The sequence below is a fragment of the Rhodococcus sp. T7 genome (assembly GCF_009872365.1).
In the GTDB taxonomy this organism is placed as follows: domain Bacteria; phylum Actinomycetota; class Actinomycetes; order Mycobacteriales; family Mycobacteriaceae; genus Rhodococcus_F.
In genome coordinates this window covers 17,960-34,985 of record NZ_WXYH01000342.1, presented here as the reverse complement: position 1 = coordinate 34,985, position 17,026 = coordinate 17,960, and the positions used below count along the sequence as shown (strand labels likewise).

At 64.9% G+C, this 17,026-nt stretch carries 16 protein-coding genes; 8 read left to right on the top strand and 8 right to left on the bottom strand.

The genetic code is table 11. From position 1 onward, the window contains the following. Positions 1-102 precede the first annotated feature (102 nt). From MLGJGCBP_RS32215 to MLGJGCBP_RS32190, 6 genes are all read right to left on the bottom strand, one after another. The gene (locus tag MLGJGCBP_RS32215; RefSeq protein WP_160100681.1) at positions 103-1,413 is read right to left on the bottom strand and encodes an MFS transporter; all 1,311 of its coding nucleotides are present in this window, start codon (positions 1,411-1,413) and stop codon (positions 103-105) included. A 66-nt stretch (positions 1,414-1,479) separates the two neighbouring features. Then, positions 1,480-2,262: an enoyl-CoA hydratase/isomerase family protein gene (locus MLGJGCBP_RS32210; RefSeq protein ID WP_160100679.1), complete on the bottom strand. Its 783-nt coding sequence runs from the start codon at positions 2,260-2,262 to the stop codon at positions 1,480-1,482. Between the two features lie 44 nt (positions 2,263-2,306). Next, entirely contained in the window at positions 2,307-3,482 is a 1,176-nt protein-coding gene (locus MLGJGCBP_RS32205; RefSeq protein ID WP_160100677.1) for a thiolase family protein, read from the bottom strand. Next, positions 3,479-5,020, bottom strand: coding sequence for a class I adenylate-forming enzyme family protein (locus MLGJGCBP_RS32200; protein ID WP_160100675.1), 1,542 nt, complete (start codon positions 5,018-5,020; stop codon positions 3,479-3,481). The genes MLGJGCBP_RS32205 and MLGJGCBP_RS32200 overlap by 4 nt, the downstream gene beginning before the upstream one ends. Continuing rightward, positions 5,017-5,442 carry a Zn-ribbon domain-containing OB-fold protein gene (locus MLGJGCBP_RS32195; protein ID WP_160100673.1) on the bottom strand — a complete coding sequence of 142 codons (426 nt, stop codon included), beginning with the start codon at positions 5,440-5,442 and terminating at the stop codon, positions 5,017-5,019. Before MLGJGCBP_RS32195 ends, MLGJGCBP_RS32200 begins: the two co-directional genes overlap by 4 nt. Then, positions 5,442-6,305 (bottom strand): hypothetical protein, encoded by an 864-nt coding sequence (locus MLGJGCBP_RS32190; protein WP_201453247.1) that lies wholly within the window; start codon positions 6,303-6,305, stop codon positions 5,442-5,444. The genes MLGJGCBP_RS32195 and MLGJGCBP_RS32190 overlap by 1 nt, the downstream gene beginning before the upstream one ends. Positions 6,306-6,568: 263 nt before the next feature. On the opposite strand from MLGJGCBP_RS32190, the gene MLGJGCBP_RS32185 reads away from it, so the two are divergent. The 3 genes from MLGJGCBP_RS32185 (at position 6,569) to MLGJGCBP_RS32175 (ending at position 8,968) form a co-directional block, all read left to right on the top strand. After that, positions 6,569-7,333 carry an SDR family NAD(P)-dependent oxidoreductase gene (locus MLGJGCBP_RS32185; RefSeq protein ID WP_160100669.1) on the top strand — a complete coding sequence of 255 codons (765 nt, stop codon included), beginning with the start codon at positions 6,569-6,571 and terminating at the stop codon, positions 7,331-7,333. After that, positions 7,330-8,115 carry a crotonase/enoyl-CoA hydratase family protein gene (locus tag MLGJGCBP_RS32180; protein ID WP_160100667.1) on the top strand — a complete coding sequence of 262 codons (786 nt, stop codon included), beginning with the start codon at positions 7,330-7,332 and terminating at the stop codon, positions 8,113-8,115. Before MLGJGCBP_RS32185 ends, MLGJGCBP_RS32180 begins: the two co-directional genes overlap by 4 nt. A gap of 61 nt (positions 8,116-8,176) precedes the next feature. Continuing rightward, positions 8,177-8,968, top strand: coding sequence for a FadR/GntR family transcriptional regulator (locus tag MLGJGCBP_RS32175; RefSeq protein ID WP_160100665.1), 792 nt, complete (start codon positions 8,177-8,179; stop codon positions 8,966-8,968). 169 nt (positions 8,969-9,137) lie between these two features. Here the strand turns inward: MLGJGCBP_RS32175 and MLGJGCBP_RS32170 are convergent, their stop codons facing one another. Further along, complete coding sequence (locus tag MLGJGCBP_RS32170) at positions 9,138-10,625, bottom strand: aldehyde dehydrogenase family protein (RefSeq protein WP_160100663.1); 1,488 nt, start codon at positions 10,623-10,625, stop codon at positions 9,138-9,140. 214 nt (positions 10,626-10,839) lie between these two features. Between MLGJGCBP_RS32170 and MLGJGCBP_RS32165 the strand changes: the two genes are divergently transcribed. The 5 genes from MLGJGCBP_RS32165 to MLGJGCBP_RS32145 all read left to right on the top strand — a co-directional run bounded on the left by MLGJGCBP_RS32165 (position 10,840) and on the right by MLGJGCBP_RS32145 (position 15,806). Beyond that, positions 10,840-11,973 carry an amidohydrolase family protein gene (locus tag MLGJGCBP_RS32165; protein ID WP_160100661.1) on the top strand — a complete coding sequence of 378 codons (1,134 nt, stop codon included), beginning with the start codon at positions 10,840-10,842 and terminating at the stop codon, positions 11,971-11,973. Positions 11,974-11,989: 16 nt separating this feature from the next. Next, complete coding sequence (locus MLGJGCBP_RS32160) at positions 11,990-12,961, top strand: PDR/VanB family oxidoreductase (RefSeq protein WP_201453248.1); 972 nt, start codon at positions 11,990-11,992, stop codon at positions 12,959-12,961. A gap of 79 nt (positions 12,962-13,040) precedes the next feature. Then, on the top strand, positions 13,041-14,219 hold the full coding sequence (locus MLGJGCBP_RS32155; protein ID WP_160100659.1) for an acyl-CoA dehydrogenase family protein: 1,179 nt from the start codon (positions 13,041-13,043) through the stop codon (positions 14,217-14,219). Next, on the top strand, positions 14,216-15,388 hold the full coding sequence (locus MLGJGCBP_RS32150) for a thiolase family protein (RefSeq protein ID WP_160100657.1): 1,173 nt from the start codon (positions 14,216-14,218) through the stop codon (positions 15,386-15,388). The genes MLGJGCBP_RS32155 and MLGJGCBP_RS32150 overlap by 4 nt, the downstream gene beginning before the upstream one ends. A 61-nt stretch (positions 15,389-15,449) precedes the next feature. Further along, entirely contained in the window at positions 15,450-15,806 is a 357-nt protein-coding gene (locus MLGJGCBP_RS32145; RefSeq protein ID WP_160100655.1) for a Rieske (2Fe-2S) protein, read from the top strand. Between the two features lie 171 nt (positions 15,807-15,977). On the opposite strand, the gene MLGJGCBP_RS32140 is transcribed toward MLGJGCBP_RS32145, so the two are convergent. Further along, positions 15,978-17,009, bottom strand: coding sequence for an NAD(P)-dependent alcohol dehydrogenase (locus MLGJGCBP_RS32140; protein WP_160100653.1), 1,032 nt, complete (start codon positions 17,007-17,009; stop codon positions 15,978-15,980). Positions 17,010-17,026 lie beyond the last annotated feature (17 nt).

Here is a 17,026-nt window from a genome sequence, read left to right as displayed (position 1 = left end):
CTGTCCAGATGGACAGTTGCTGATCCGGATGAAGACTCCTCGCCAATTCACCCGGCCGCTGACATGAAAGCAGGAGATACCAGTCAAGCTCCTGTCCCGTATTCAGGCGAGCACTCGATCACGAGTCTCAGGCATCCGCGCGTACACGACCACTCCCACGAGAGCCGCTGCCGCGACGTAGAGCCACACCCAGTCTTGGAGACCGTTGGTCGCCAACCAGGTCGTGATGTACGGAGCCGTCCCACCGAAGAGAGCAACGGCGATGGCGTAGGGAAACCCGATACCTGTTGTGCGGACTTCCGCGGGGAACTGTTCGGCCATTACCGTCGCAATGAGTCCTGCGTAACCGGCCAACAAGGTGACGCCTACGATCTCGACGGCGAGAAGAGTCCAGAAGCCGCCGGTCTCGAGCATTCGGAACGCCGGGTAGGCGAACAGGAGGAAGCCGATCGCGAAGGTCAACATCACCGGCTTGCGCCCGACACGGTCGGCGATGATCCCGGCGAACGGCAGGAGGCAGAGAAAGTATGCCAGCGCAATCGTGTTCGCCAGGAGCGCCGTCTGCAATGACATTGTGCCGAGTGCGGCGCTGACGTACCCGGGCATGTAGTTGATCCAGATGTAGTAGATCAGCACTCCGGCGGCCGCCATTCCGATCACTCGGAAAGCTGCACCAGGATGCTTCCGCAACATTTCGGTCATCGGGTTTCGTGGGATTCGTCCATCGGCTTGCGCGTTCCGGAAGCCGTCGGTCTCCTCGAGCCCGATCCGCAGCCACAAACCGACCAAACCCAGCAGTCCACCGGCGATGAACGCGGCCCGCCATCCCCACGCCGACATCACCTCCGGATCGAGCGTCGACGTGAGGATCAGTGCCAGCACGGCGGCGATCAACACACCCAGCCCTGCCGACACTTGTTGCCATGAACCAGCGAAGGCGCGTCGCATACCCGTCGCAGATTCGACGAGGAGAGCGGAGGAGGATCCGAACTCACCGCCGGCCGAGAATCCCTGCACGAGCCGGGCCAGGAGAAGCACGATCGGTGCCGCCACACCGATTTGGTCGTACGTCGGGCACAGTGCGATGACGAACGCACACCCGGCCATCATCACGATGGTCAGCGTCAGCCCCTTCTTCCGGCCGTGACGATCGGTGAAGACGCCGATCACGGCACCGCCGACAGGCCGCATGACGAAGCCGACCGCGAAGACGGCAAGTATTGCCAGCAAACCCGATCCGGGCGCTGAAGGCGGGAAGAATTGTGTCGCGAAGATCGGTGCCAGCGCGCTGTACAGCGCCCAGTCGATCCATTCCACGGTATTTCCGACCGAGCCCGCGACCAGCGCTTTGCGCTTCTTTCGCGACTCGGTCCGCTGTGCGCTCGAGGGAGCATCCTTGCTTCGGACACGCATAGTCCTACCTCTCGTTCGGGATTCACAGTGTGATGCAATCGTGCAGATGCGCTGAGGAGACCGGCTTCAGTGGCCGACGTAGTGCGCCGGCCGCTTCTCGACCATGGCGCGCCGGGCTTCGTGCGAATCCTCGGTCGACATGACGACCGCGTGATGCGAGGAGATCAGGTCGAGTGCTGTTCTGAGATCATGTTTTTCACCGAGCCTGGTGCTGCGCTTGATCATCTGCACCGCAACGGGAGGCTGGCGCGCGATCTGGGTTGCCAGTTCGAGCACCTCCTTCTCCAACGCGTCGTCGGGGTGCACCGCACTGACCAGTCCGAGCGAGAGCGCTTCCTGAGCCCCGACAACGCGTCCCGTCCACATCAGTTGCAGGGCGGTGGCGGTGCCGACGATCCTGGGCAGCAAATAGCATCCCCCGTCACCGGGAACAAGACCCACCCGGATGTATGCCTGAGAGAACCGGGCAGACTCGGAGGCCAGCCGGATATCGGCGAGAAGTGCCATGTCCATTCCCGCACCGAAGGCATCGCCGGAGACCGCGGCGAGGTACGGCTTGTTGAGCGCTTCCGCAGCGTGCGCGACCTTGTGCACATGCCTGGTCAGGAGGTTTTTCGCACCCAGGGGTGTCGGTTCGATGCTATCGAGAACCGTGAGGTCGACTCCGGAACAGAATGATCCGCCGGCGCCGGTCAGGACGACGACGCGGACGTTGGGGTCGTGTTCCGCCTCGATTAGCGCATTCGCCCAGGTGTCGATCATCTCGAGTGTGAAGGCGTTCTTGCGTTGCGGCCGGTTGAGCGTAATGGTGGCGATGTGGTCGGCCACTGCATAGTCGATGTCTGCCATGGTGATTCCTTCGGTGTGCGTAGCTGGTGACCGCGATGTCCCGGTCAGTCCGCTGCGCCGAGGACGAGGACGTTGTAGTACTGGGCCCCGGATCCGGCACCGGCGACCAGGCCGGTCCGAGCTCCGGGTACCTGCCTATTGCCGCCGTCCCCGCGGATTTGACGCACCGCCTCGATTATTTTCAACGTTGGTGCACCCCAACCTATGTGACTGAACGAGAGGACGCCGCCGTCGGTGCAGGTTGGCAGTCCCCCGTCAATCCCGATTCCGGTGTCCATGGCGAACGGTCCACCGTCGCCCTGTTTGCAGAATCCGAGTGCCTCGTACTGCCGGAGGACCTCGGCGGAATTGACGTCGTACAGCTGGACGAAGTCGAGGTCCTCGGGCTCGAGGCCTGCGGTGGCGTAGGCGCGGCGTGACGCACCCGCGCCGATCATCCAGACGTCGTCGTAGCGCGGCGGGTCGACGTATTGCTGGCGCATCCATTCTGCGCCGCCGCCGAGGATGCGGACCGGGGTCGACGGCAGGTCGCGGGCGCGCTCCATCGATGTGACGACCAGTGCGGCAGCGCCCTCGTTTGCCAGGCAGACCTCCAGCCGAGTGAATGGATCGACGACCTTCGGCGCGGCCAGAACATCTTCGGCGGTGTAGGGACCGCGACCGGCCATCACTGCATCGGGATTGGCCGATCCCGTGTTGCGGATGGCGGCGGCGACGTGGGCCATACCGTCCCTCGCGTGGGGGTATTCGTGGAGGTACCGTTGCGCGACCAACGCGAACTGTGCCGTGGTGAATGAGCCGAAGGGTTCGACGAACTCGTTCTCCGGACGGGTGTAGGACGCGACACGGCCGGCTTCGGCGCTCATCACGCCTGCCTGTCCGCCGGTGATCAGCACCGTGTGGCACTGCCCGGTTGCGATTGCCGCGGCCGCGTCGAGAACCGCAGGCACGCCTTGCGGGTAGGTGTCGCCGATCCATCGCACCGGGATTCCCAGCAGTCCCGCCCAATCCGCTGATCCGGGTTGGAAGACGGTGCCGCCGGGTCCGGGCCAGCGGGCGCAGATGCCATCGACGTCGGTACGGTCGATCCCGGCGTCCGCGAGGGCGGCCTTCGCCGCGTGCACACTTGCGGTCAGTGAGTTCATCTCCAGTCGTCGGGCCTGCTGGGTCATCCCGACGCCGACGACGGCAATATCGTGAAAAGGGTGGCGCGCGGTCATACGACACCCGCCGGGGAGGACAGCCTTTCGCGCACCTGTGCCTTGGTGATCTTGCCGACCGCGTTGCGGGGGAGGTCCTGCCACACTTCGATCCGTTCGGGAACCTTGATGCTCGGGAGGCCCTGCTGTCGGCACCACTGCGTGAGTTCGTCCGCCGACGGTGCCTGCGCCCCACTTGCGATGACTACCGCGGCGATCGCCTCACCCCACTCGGGATCGTCGAGGCCGACGACGGCTGCCTCGCGTACCTGCTCGTGCAGGGTCAGCACGTTTTCGATCTCGGTGGGTGCAATATTGAACCCACCACGGATGATCAGGTCCTTCTTCCTGCCCACGATCTTCAGATAGCCGTCGGATGTCCACTGCCCGATGTCACCGGAGTGCATCCAGCCGTCGATGAGTGCCTCCGAGGTGCGCTCTGGTTCGCGGTAGTAGCCGATCATCGTGTAGGGCGTGCCGAAAACGATCTCGCCGCGCTCTCCCGCGGGAACGTCCGCACCGGTTTCGTCGACCAGGCGCACCATCACTGCCATCGACTCTTTCCCGCAGGTGGTGAACAGTTCCGGACGACCACCCGCGGCGGCGGCATGGTCACTCTTGAGAAGCATGGTGCCGATCGAGGCGATCTCCGCCATCCCGTACAACTGCACGAAGATGGGGCCGAAGCGCTCGACGAGCGCCGCGACTCGATCAGGGGCGATGGGGGCGGATCCGTACCCGATCGTCTGCAGGCTGGGAATCGTGTCTCGGTCGATCCCGGATTCGAGGAGACGGATCAGCATGGTCGGCACCAGGAACGTATGCGTCACGGCGTTCGAGCGCACCTCCTCGACGAACCGTTCGGGCTTGAATCCCCTGGAATCCGAGAACCCGACAGCCCCGCCGAGGAGTGCCAAGGGTGCAAGGGTGATCTGCATGCTGGAGTTGTGCGGGATGGCGATCAGCCACCTCGTGTTCTCGGACAGCTCGTACTCGGATGCCGCCACTGCGGCGTGCTGGAGGGTCGCACCGACGCTGAAGAGGATGCCCTTGGGCCGGCCCGTCGTGCCGCTCGAGTACACGATGCAGAACTCGTCCTCGGAGTTCACCAATCGCTCGGTGGCGGGCGCCGCCGGCGAGGCGGTGCTCAACTGCGCCTCGTACTGGGTGGGATCGTCGATATCGAGTACCACCACGTCCGTGCCGTCGGTCAGTCGTCGCGCCATCGGGGCGAGGTCGGCGTCGGCGAGGATCACCTTGGGAGTGCAGTTGTCGAAGATCTCGTCGTATTCGGGCTCGCCGAGGCGGAAGTTCAGACCGACGTACACCGCTCCGGCCTTTGCGCAGCCGCCGACGAGTTCGACGACTTCCACTCGGTTGGCGACCAGTACTGCGACCCGGTCGCCGCGTTGGACTCCGTACCGGTCGATGAGCAGATTCGCCAGGCGGCACGCGCGGTCGTCGACCTGCTCCCAGGTGCGCGAATCGGAGCCCGCGAAGGTGGCGAGCGCATGCGGGTTTCGGCGGGCGTTTCTACTGAAGGCGAGTCCGATGTTCATCGCGGCAAGTCCTCTGTGTCAGTGGCGTGAAAAGCGGGAAAGTTCCAGTTCTCGTCGATCTCGACCCATGCGACCTCGACACGGGTGCCGATTGGCGTCGGGGTGCCCTCGGTGGTGACGATGTTGGTCAGCAACTGCCACCCCTCGTCGATGTCGACGATGGCGAGCTCGTAGGGCGCAGGCAGTGCGGGAGACGGCGGGCGGTGCACGATCGTGCTGCTGTAGACGCTTCCGCGACCGGTGCTGGTCTGGTAGCTCCATTTTTCGCCGAGGCAGTGAGGGCAGATCAGTTGGGGTGTGAAGAAGCTGCGGGTGCAGTCTTCGCAGACTGGACGGACCAGACGATGCTCGCGGGCTGCAGCCCAGAACGGCGCGGTCAGCTCGCTCGGGGTGGGCAGTGGCCGCTCGAGCTGCAAATCCATCACTCGCCACCGACGAGGAGGAGGTGAGCGGCTCGAGCGACGGGCATGCCGATGGTGACGCCGCGGTCGCGTGCCGGACCGTTACAGGCGCTGATCAGGCCCTCCTGGTAGCCGCGGAAGGCGTCACCGATCGGCGCAGTGCGGCCGTCGATGCATGCGCCGGCCAGTCCGGCCCCCTCGGCGGTGCGCAATCCGACGATGCCGGAGTCGTTTTTCGACATACCGCCGTCGTGGCAGATGAAGGCCCACGGGTCGGCTTCGAGTAGGAACTTCGCGCCGCTGCGACCCGTGTGGCCCGCGGTCACCATGACGCTGCGGCGGGCGTCCTCCGGCAGAGCCCACACGATGGAGTCGGTGACGACGGTCCGGCGACCCTCGAACTCCTCGACGACCTCGCGCCGGATCTTGTTTCCCACGGTGGTGTCGGCCAGTTCGGTGTCGCGCAGCAGCTCGGCCGCTTCGCGAACCGGCATTCCGACTGACACGCCGAGGATTTCGGCGTGATAGTTCACGTGGGAAATCAGGCCGTTGTCGTAGAGGTCGCGTCCGTTACCCATTTCCACGGACATGCCGTCCGCAGTGGCGGCGGGGATGCCCAGCGCCTCCAGGTACCAGAGCCCGGCGATCCCGGCCCCGTCCTTCCCGACGCAGGCGTCGTGCCCGATGACGCCGCGGGGCCGGTGGATCGCACACATGCGCGCGGGAAGGACGCCGATATACGACGCCGGCAGGACAACGTCCCGGTCGGTGTTCCGTTCGTCGACCCAGCGGGCGGAGTCCATGATGATGATCCGTCGTCCGTCGCGCTCCGCGACAACTTCCTGGGGATGGTCCTTCTCCCGCTCGAGCAGGGTTTCTCCCACGTCACTTCTCCTCGCCAGTTCGGTATTCATCACACAACTGTTACAAAATGTGGTGATATCATAAGCATATTTAAAGCCGCTTGAGAAGAGCTCCCGCCAAACCAACATAGTTGGCGCATCACGTAGGTCGGACGTCAACGGCCGAACGCTCTGGGCCGGTTGCGGCCTCGACGGCGGGCAGTAAAACTGCTTATATTAATGATATTAATCCGGTGTCTCGGTCGAACTGGGCCGACCGGGGCTTTCAGACGAAGGAGAATCTTGTGAATCTTGACGGAACATCCGCGCTGGTCACGGGAGGGGCGTCGGGCCTGGGCCTGGCCAGCGCGCGCGCACTGGCCAAACGGGGAGCACACGTGACTCTCCTGGACCTGCCCAGCTCCGCCGGTGAGGCGGTGGCAGCGAGCTTCGGTGGGGGCGCCGGCTTCGCGCCCGCCGACGTCACCGACGAGGAATCGGTGTCGGCCGCGCTCGACATCGCGCAATCACACGGGCCCCTGCGCGCGGTCGTGCACTGCGCCGGACGCAGTCACACGATGCGAATCTTGGACAGGGAAGGGCAGCCCAACCCGCTCGAAAACTACGCGGGAGTCATCCAGACCAATCTCATCGGCTCCTATAACGTGCTCCGCCTCAGTGCCGCCCGCATGGTGAGCAACGAACCTCTCGACGGTGATCGTGGCGCGATCGTGATGACCGCATCGGTCGCGGCCTGGGAAGGTCAGGTCGGGCAGATTCCCTACGCCTCGTCCAAGGCGGGCGTGGTCGGTATGACGATCGTCGCCGCACGAGACCTCGCCACCCACCAGATCCGGGTCGCGACGATCGCACCCGGCATCTTCGACACTCCGCTGCTCGCACGGCTACCGGAGAACGTGCGCGACAAGCTCGGACAGTCCGTGCCGCACCCCAGCCGTCTCGGCGATCCGGCGGAATTCGGCGAGCTCGCAGTCCACATCATGGAGAACTCGATGATCAACGGTGAAACGATTCGGCTCGACGGTGCCATCCGGATGGCGCCGCGATGAGCACCACCGAAGCCGAGGAATCGTTGACGGTCGATCGCCTGGCGAGTGGTGTGGCCGTGCTGACGATCAACCGGCCGGCAGCCCGCAATGCAGTCGATCTGGCCACCGCCCGGGCGATCAGCCGCACCCTCGACACGCTCGACGACGACCCGAATTGCCGAGTGATCGTGCTGACCGGCGCGGGTGGTCATTTTTCTGCAGGAATGGACCTGAAAGCCTTCCGGGCGACGGGCGAACGCCCGGTCGACGAAAAGCGTGGCCCTTTCGGCCTGGTCCGCATGCCGCCGACCACGCCGATCATCGCCGCTGTCGAGGGTGCTGCCGTGGGCGGTGGATTCGAGATCGCATTGTCGTGCGACCTGATCGTGGCGGCCGAGGATTCTGTGTTCGGTCTCCCCGAGGTGCAGCGTGGACTTACCGCCGCCGGCGGTGGGCTGTTGCGACTGCCCTCGCGCATCCCGTATCACCTGGCAATGGAAGCGGTCCTGACCGGACGACGGCTAACCGCCGCGTGGTGCGCCGAACACGGCCTGATCAACAGAACCGCAGCGTCCGGTCGTGCCCTCGATACTGCACTCGCCCTCGCGGAGGAGATCAGCGGCAACGGCCCCCTGGCCGTCCAGGCGTCGAAGAAGGTGATCATCGAGTCCGGCAACTGGGCCATCGACGAGGCGTTCGAGCGTCAAGAAGCCATTGTCGACCCGGTTCGCCACTCCGCCGACGCACGTGAAGGTGCGACGGCTTTCGCCGAGAAGCGGCAGCCCGTCTGGACCGGTTGCTGACCGGAGGCGACACTCCCGTCTCCGCACTTACACCAGCGGCACCAGGCCCAAGGAGCATCGGATGCTGAAAACGAATGGCAATGGCATCACCCTGAACGACATGACACCGCAGGCCTACGAGCCGCGGATGCCGCCGAAACGCTCGGAGGTCATCGCCCAGCGGATAGCCAAGGACATTCGGACCCGCGGGCTTCGTCCCGGTGATCCGCTGGCCACGGAAGCCGACATGTGCGCCTCCCACAGTGTCGGCCGGAGCACCCTGCGGGAAGGGCTGCGAATCCTCGAGCTTCTCGGAGTGATCGAAATCCGTCCCGGACGCGGTGGCGGACCGGTCGTCGCTGCACCCAATTCACGTCATCTCGCAAGCACCATGGCGTTGTTGATGCAGTTCTCGGAGACCACGTTTCGTTCCGTCATCGAGTTGCGGGGATACATCGAGCCCATCGCCGCATCGCTGTGCGCGGCACACCGGAACGAGCAGACGGTCCTCGCCCTACAGGAGTCGGTGGCCAACATGCGGGCCGACATCGACGACGAAGCCACCTTCCTGCACGAGAATCACCGGTTCCACATCCTCGTTGCCACCGGCGCCGGCAATCCGTTGATCACGTACATCTCCAACTCCCTCGACTGGGTGCTCGACGGCGCGCCACTGGGCGTGCAGTACACCAGAAACGCTCGCCGCTCGGTGCTCGCGGTGCACGAACTGATCTGCCGAACGGTCGAGGCGGGTCAGCCCGATGCGGCGGCGGAGGCCATGCGACGCCACATGTCCGAGTCTGCGGCGTACTTCGAGAAGAAGTACCCGAATGTCATGCGGCAAGTCGTAACGTGGGAAATGTACGGCCTCTGAATTTCCTTCGACACACGAGGACCGTATCCGCCCATCCGGGCGGATACGGTCCTTTTGTGCGGGCGAGGCTTTCATTGCGGCGACCGGTATCTCGGATGTCGCGGCCACGGCACGCCAAGTGGTGGGGAAGCGTCCACCGACTCTTCCCCACCACATTGGCCGTGCGGCACTATCCCGAGTAGGCCCCACTGAGCAAGATCTGCTTGAATTCGGTGAACTCGAGGATCCCTTCGGCACCGCATTCGCGACCCCACCCGGACTGCTTGACGCCGCCGAAGGGCTCGGTGAGCGAGCAACCCGCGAGATTGAGCGCCACTCCACCCGACCGGATACGCTTCGCGATTTCGAGTGCCGTGTCCCGGTTCTGCGCATAGACCGACGCGGCGAGACCGAATTTGGTGTCGTTCGCGATCCGAACCGCATCATCGAGGTCGTCGTAGGCGATCACGACGGTGATCGGGCCGAAGACCTCTTCCTGGGCGATCTCCATGTCGCTGGTGACGTCGCGCAGCAGTGTCGGCGCGAAGTAGTAGCCGCGTTCGAGACCGTCCGGCCGTTTGCCGCCGGCCGCGACCACCGCGCCCTCTTCGAGCGCCTTGGCCAGCATCCGTTCGGTCCGTTCGACGGAACGCTTGTTGGCCAGCGGACCCAGATCGGTGTCGGGGTCGAAGGGGTCGCCGACCTTGATGGCCTCGAACGCCGCGGCGAGCTTGGCAACGACCTCGTCGTAACGCTTGCGGGAGACGAGAATTCGCGACAGCGCGACGCACACCTGCCCACAGCCGCCGGTGGCGCCGGGGACGAGGGTCGCCAGCACCTCGTCGATGTCGACGTCGTCGGCGATGATGGCCGGCGACTTCCCGCCGAGTTCGAGGGCGGTCCGGGCCAGGCGTTGCGAGGTCTGCTGGACCACTTCCTTGGCCACTGCGGTGCCCCCGGTCATGTGGACCATGTCGATTCCCGGGTGCTGCACGAGATGCTTGCTGGTCTCGAGTTCCGCGGCGAGACCGCTGATGACTCCCACGGGGAACCCGGCGGCCTTGGCGGCGTCCATGATCAGGCGGGAAGTCAGCTGCGATTCGGGGGCGAATTTCACGATCACGGGACATCCGGCGAGCAGTGCCGGGATGACTTTCATGCCCATCAGCGGCACCGGTCCGTTGTAGGTCAGGATCGCCAGGACCGTGCCGATCGGTTGATGCTGGATCAGCACCTCACTGGTGGCGTTGGTGCGGATCTCTTCCCACGGCAGGGTAGGCGCGATGTCGATCACATGCCCCCAGATCGCGCTGCCGGCACCGGAATTGATCATCTCGCCGTGCGCGCGGGTGTATCCGGACTCGATCATCCAGGCATGATTCATCGCGTCCAACCGGGCTTCGAGCTCGTCGGCGAAGGTGCGGCAGATTCGTGCCCGCTCCTCGACGGGCATGCTCGGCCAGGGACCCTGATCGAACGCCGCCCGCGCCGCCGCGACGGCGGCGTCCGCGTCCGCCGTGGTGGGCGAGGGAACCGTGGCCACGACCCGTTCGGTCGAGGGCATGACCACGTCGATGGTTCCGGCACCAGTGGGTGTGACCCACTCACCGGCGATGAACACCTTGTCCAGTTCGGGAATGGTGACGTCGAGCTCGTCAGTGGTCGCGATAGTTGTCATCAGAACCTCTCGGATTCGCGTGAGATGTGGTGCGTCCCTGTGATGGGAATAACACTATAACGTATCTAACATAGATATGTTTTAGAAGTCAACGACGACGCTACGCCGCCGGACGGCGAGCCTGTGACCCAGATCTCGACAACCCCAAGGGCGGTCTGTAAGGTAGATAACATAATCCTATTTAATCCCGCACCGCCAACCAAGGAATGTGCCCATGACCACCGCGTATGCAGCCGCTCAGACCACCGAAAAGAAGCAATCGTTGGCGATCATCGACTCAGACGTCCATCCCTACATGGAGAACGGGCTCGCGACTCTCGTGCCCTACATGAGCACGGCGTGGCAGAAACGCATCGGCAGCGGATTGGGCGGCGGCCACACCGTTGCATCTCAGTTCCACCTGCCGTTGGACTACCTGTACATCAACTCCTCCGGTGGGATGCGCGCCGACACCGCCCGCCCCGGCATGTCCCCGGCGACCGATCCTGCCTTCACCGCCGCGCAGCTACTCGACGGAGCCGGCATCGATCGCGCGATTCTGCTGGCCGGACACCTGCTCGGACTGGGCGCCATGCCCGACCCGCAGGTCGCCGCCACCATCGCGTCGGCGTACAACGACTGGATGTGCGAGCGGTGGCTCCAGTTCGACCAGCGGTACCGCGGTGGGCTCGTCATCGCCCCCCAGGATCCCGAGCTCGCCGTCAAGGAGATCGACCGGATGGCCGATCGCCCCGGAATCGTCGAGATCTTCATGCCGCTGCACGAAATCCTCATGGGCGAGAAGCACTACTACCCGATCTACGAGGCCGCGCAGCGCCACGGGCTCCCCATCTGTGTGCACCCCAGTGGCACCGAGAACGTCTACGCGCGCGCCCCCAGGATGGCCGGTACCCCGACGTACTACATCGAATGGCACGCCCTGCTCGGCCAGATTCATCAGGCGAACACCGCGAGCCTGCTGTGCCACGGTGTCTTCGAACGCTTCCCGGAGCTGAAGGTGGTCATCGCGGAAGGTGGAATCGCCTGGATCGCGGAGCTCGCCTGGAAGCTCGACGCTGACTGGCACGGGCTGCGCGACGAGATCCCCTGGGTCAAGCGGCACCCGAGCGACTACCTCAACGAGAACATGCGGTTCACGACACAGCCGTTCGTCGAACCGCCCAAGCGCGAGCACCTGACCTCGCTGATGGACATGATCAACGCGGAGAAGGTGCTCATGTTCAGCTCCGACTACCCGCACTGGAACTACAACGACCCCACCAACGCCCTCGCCGGCCTGCCGGAGGAACTCCAGCGCCGGATCATGTTCGACAATCCACGGGAGTTTTACGGTGACCGCATCAACTGATTGGGATCCCACGGTCATGAATCTGCTGCTGACTGCAAACGACGACGAAGTCGATCTCGACCTCGTCGTGCACAACCGACGGATGCTGACGCCGGACATCGTGGCGTTGGAACTTCGGGCGAATGATGGTGCGCTGCTGCCCTCGTGGGCTCCAGGCGCCCACGTCGAGATGAACCTCGACAACGGGCTGTCCCGGCAGTACTCACTGTGCGGAGATCCGGCCGATCGTCAGACCTGGACCGTTGCGGTGCTGCGTGAACCGAACACCCGGGGAGGGTCCTCCTATATCCACGAGGAACTGTCCACGGGCGCGAAGATGCAGTGCCGGGGCCCGCGCAACAACTTCCCGATCGAGGCCGCGACCGAATACAAGTTCGTGGCCGGCGGCATCGGCATCACCCCGATGCTGCCCATGATCGGTGCTGCGGAGGCATCCGGCACCCCCTGGACGCTCCTGTACGGCGGGCGCTCACTCGAATCGATGGCCTTCCAGGACGAACTGGCGCGCTTCGGCGACAAGGTGCGCCTCCACCCGCAGGACACCCACGGACTGCTGGACCTGGCAACCGAACTGGCCGATCCCGGGCCCGGGGCCGCGGTCTACTGTTGTGGTCCCGAGCCGCTGCTGGCCGCGATCGAGAATCACTGCGAATCGACCTGGCCTGTGGGTGCGCTACACGTGGAACGGTTCCGCGCCGATCTGCCGGACCTGGCCGATGCCAGTCCAATCGAGGTCGAACTGGCCCAGTCGGGGATGACGCTGACGGTACCGTCCGAGAAGAGCATCCTCGAGGTGTTGACCGAAGCCGGTGTCGAGGTGGATGCCTCGTGTGAGGAAGGCACCTGCGGAACCTGTGAAGTGATGGTGCTCGAGGGCACTCCGGAGCATCACGACGTGGTGCTCACCGAAAGTGAGCGCGAGAGCGGCGAGTGCATGATGATCTGCGTCTCACGCGCCAAGAGCAAATTCCTCAAGTTGGACCTGTGAAAATCGTTGCACGGCAATCAGTGGGCTCTGAACGTCCCGGATTCGGAGTCGACAATGCCCGGCTGGACAAGGAAAACTAATGGCCTTTGAACTGGATGAGAAGTACCTCGCTATTCGCGACGAAGCGGCCGCGGTCGCGGCCGCGGCCGAACCATTCGCCGTCGAGGCCGACGCGATGAGCACTGTGCACGAGGGCATGCGGAAGGTGCTGACTGCCAGCAGCCTGTGCGACCTGACTGTGCCGGCCAGGTGGGGAGGGCGGTTCGAGACCGTCGACCCGCTTGCGGTGTGCGTCGTGCGGGAGGTTCTGATGGGTACCTCGGCGCACCTGGACTCACTCTTCGCGCTGCAGGGTATCGGTAGCTTCGGACTGGCGCGGGCCGGTAACGACAAGCTCCGCGACGAGTGGCTGCCCAAGGTCGCGTCCGGCGAGGTCCTCGCCGGACTCGGGCTGACGGAGCAGGACGCCGGCTCGGACTTGAAGAACATCGTCACCGAGGTGCACCGGGACGGTGAACGTCTGGTGCTGAACGGCAACAAGTCCTTCATCTCCAACGGCGGCGCGGCCGGCTTCTACTGCGTGCTGGCCCGGGAGGACCAGGGCCTGAGCCTGTTCCTCGTCCCGGCGGACGCATCAGGCCTGACGATCACCCCCACCCCGGAGATCATTGCTCCGCATATCCTGGCCGAGCTCACGTTCGACGACGTCGAGGTGAACGAGGACAACCGCATCGGCGAGATCGGCAAGGGTCTCGAGCACGTGCTCGCCACCCTGGCGGTGTTCCGCGTCTCGGTCGCGGGAGCATCGATCGGCCTCGCTCAGTCGGCGCTGGACGAGGCGGCCCGGCACGCGGGGACACGAGTGCAGTTCGGGCGCCCGCTCGCCAAGCTCGGCGCAGTCGCCGACATGCTCGGCGCGTCCTGGGCCGAACTCGAAGCGGCCCGCCTCCTGACCTACAAGGCCGCCGACATGGCGCGGGCAGACCCGGCGGCATCTCTGCACTTCAGCTCCATGGCGAAACTGGTCGCCAGTGAGACAGCCGGCCGCATCACCGACCGCGCCGTGCAGATCTCCGGCCGCTTCGGGCTCGTTCGCGACTCCAAGCTCGAGCGACTCTACCGTCAGGCCCGCCCCATGCGGATCTACGAGGGCTCCTCGGAAATCCTCCGCCTCGGCATTTCCAAGACGCTCGTGAACAACGTCCTCGCCGACGGTGCGGCCCAGGCAGCGACGACCCCGGAAGGAGTCCGACGATGAGCACCGACACCGCGCATCAGGCCGTCATCATCGACGCGGTGCGGTCACCGGTCGGCCGCGGGCACGCCGAGAAGGGCGTTCTCCGGGACGTGCACCCCGCCGACCTGCTGGGACAGTGCTACGAAGGTGTCCTTCAACGAGCGGGCATCGATCCGGCCACCGTAGACAACGTCATTACCGGATGCGCCAACCAGATCGCACAACAGTCCTCCGGAATTGCCCGCACCGCCTGGTTGCAGAAAGGTCTGCCGGCCACGACGGGCGCAACGACGGTGGACAGCCGGTGCGGCTCCAGCCAGCAAGCAGCCCACTTCGCGGCGTCCTCCATCACGGCAGGCATCGATCGTGCCGTGATCGCCGCCGGGATCGAGCACATGGGCCGCAACGGTTTCCGGGTACACCAGGGCTCGCAAGAGCAGTGGGGTCAGGCGTTCACCGAGGAACTACGCTCCCGGTACCCCCTGGTTTCCCAGGGCGTGGCGGCCGAGCGTCTGGCCGACCGCTATGAGATCAGTCGCGCCGAAATGGACGAGTTTTCCGCCCGGTCCCATCAACGCGCCGCCGCGGCTGTCCGGGACGGACACCTGGCCCGGGAGATCCATCCGATCGAGGTCGACGGCACCAAGATCGACGCCGACCAGGGCATCCGGCCGGAGGCGACAGCGGAGTCACTGGCAGCCCTGAAACCGGTCTTCGCGGACGACGGAAAAGTAACCGCCGGCAACTCGTCTCAGATCTCTGACGGAGCCGCCGCCGTCCTGCTCACCAGCGCCCGGTTCGCGCAGGAAAACGGACTCCGGCCGCGCGCACGCGTGGTGGACCAGGTCGTTCTCGGGGTCGACCCGGTCGATATGCTGACCGGCCCCATCCCTGCGACCACACGTATCCTCGAACGCAACAACCTGAGCATCCGCGACATCGACGCCATCGAGATCAACGAGGCATTCGCCTCCGTCGTGCTCGCCTGGCAGCGCGAATTCCAGCCCGACATGGACCGCGTCAACTCCTGGGGCGGTGCGATCGCGATCGGGCACCCGTTGGGCACCACCGGGGCCCGGCTACTCACCACGATCGTCAACCGGTTGGAAAGCACCGACACCCGCTTCGGCCTCGTCACGATGTGCTGCGGCGGAGGCCTCGGCACTGCCACGTTGATCGAGCGGATCTGACCCATCACCCCCACCGTTCCCTCCGACGGAAACGGTCTCATCGCACAACTGGAGCACCACAATGACACGCCACGTGATCGGCAAACTGGACGAATTTCCCGACGAGACCCGCCGCGTCGTCGACATCGACGGCGTGGAGATCGCCGTCTTCAACGTCGGCGGCGCCTTCCACGCGATGCGCAACGCATGCCCCCACAAGGGCGCCTCGCTGTGCACACTCCCTCCCACCGGCATGATGCTCGAAAGTGCACCCGACGTCTACGAATGGGGACGTGACGGTGAGATCGTGCGGTGCCCCTGGCACGGTTACGAATTCAACCTGTCCGACGGCAAGTCGGTCATCGCCCCAAAGCTCAAACTGCGCGCCCGCGTCTACAACATCGACATCGAGGGTGAAGAAGTGGCGCTCTACGTCTGACCCAGTAGGAACATTCGGGGCACATGCGATCCGGGCCGGTGACAACCGGTCCGGATCGCTTTGTGATTTCTCCACACATCTCGAGCGGGAATCGAAACGGCCCTGGTTCGATCTCTGCGCGAGATCGAACCAGGGCCGCCGGTGACGAAGAGCAGATGCCTCGCCGAAGACTCACATGACGAGGACCCCGCGTTCCGCAATCTTGTGTTCGGCAAGATCCTGAAGCGCCTGGTTGACGTCGTCGAGACTGTAACGCGTGGCGTCGGCGTTGATTCCGTGTTCCTTCCACAGGCTGATGACCGAAGCCAAGTCGGCACGCGACCCGAGCGAGCTCGTACTCACCTGCACTTGCTGGTTCGGGTTCGTGTAGCCGAAGGGCAGAGTGCCACCGCCGATTCCGACCAGGATGATTGCACCGCAGGGCGCGGTGACGCCGGCAGCGAGGGCGAGCGTGCTGTCCACTCCGACGAAGTCGATGACCGCGTCGACACCGAGGCCGTCACCGGACACGTTCAACAATTGGCTCACAGCATCATCGGATGTGGAATCCACCGCCATGGAAGCCCCGATCGTGAGAGCGTGTTCGCGCTTGCCTGCGTCGATGTCCACAGCGACAATCCGTGCCGACGTCAGAGCCGACAAGTATTTGATCGCGAACTGACCCAGTCCCCCGGCCCCGATCACGGCCACGCTTCGATCGGATTCGATCAGTCTGTCCAGGACCTTGGAGACCGCCCCGTAGGCGGTCAGTCCGGCGTCGGTCAACGGCGCCGCCTCCACGGGGTCCAGGTCGCCCAGTGGAACGAGGTGCCGGGCGGCAGGAACGAGTAGGTAGTCCGCCCACCCTCCTGGCTGGGTCACGCCTACATAGCTGACGTTCGGGCAGATGTGCTCATGACCGGCCCTGCACACGCGGCAGGTGCCATCACCCCACCCCGGCCATACCGCTACCGCATCCCCCACCTCGAAGTCGGTCACGCCGTCGCCGAGTGCATGCACGTATCCGGTGTTTTCGTGCCCGAGTGTCCATGGAAAATACGGCACGGAGGGCATGCCGGGTCCGGCGTTCTGGATAGTGACGTCCGAGTGGCACACACCGGACGCCGCGATTTTCACCACGACCTGACCCGGCCCCGGCGTGGGGTCCGGGATCTCCTCGACGACGAGATCAGAGCCGGTGGACGGCAGTCGAGCAGCGCGCATTGGAATCCTTCCTTCGT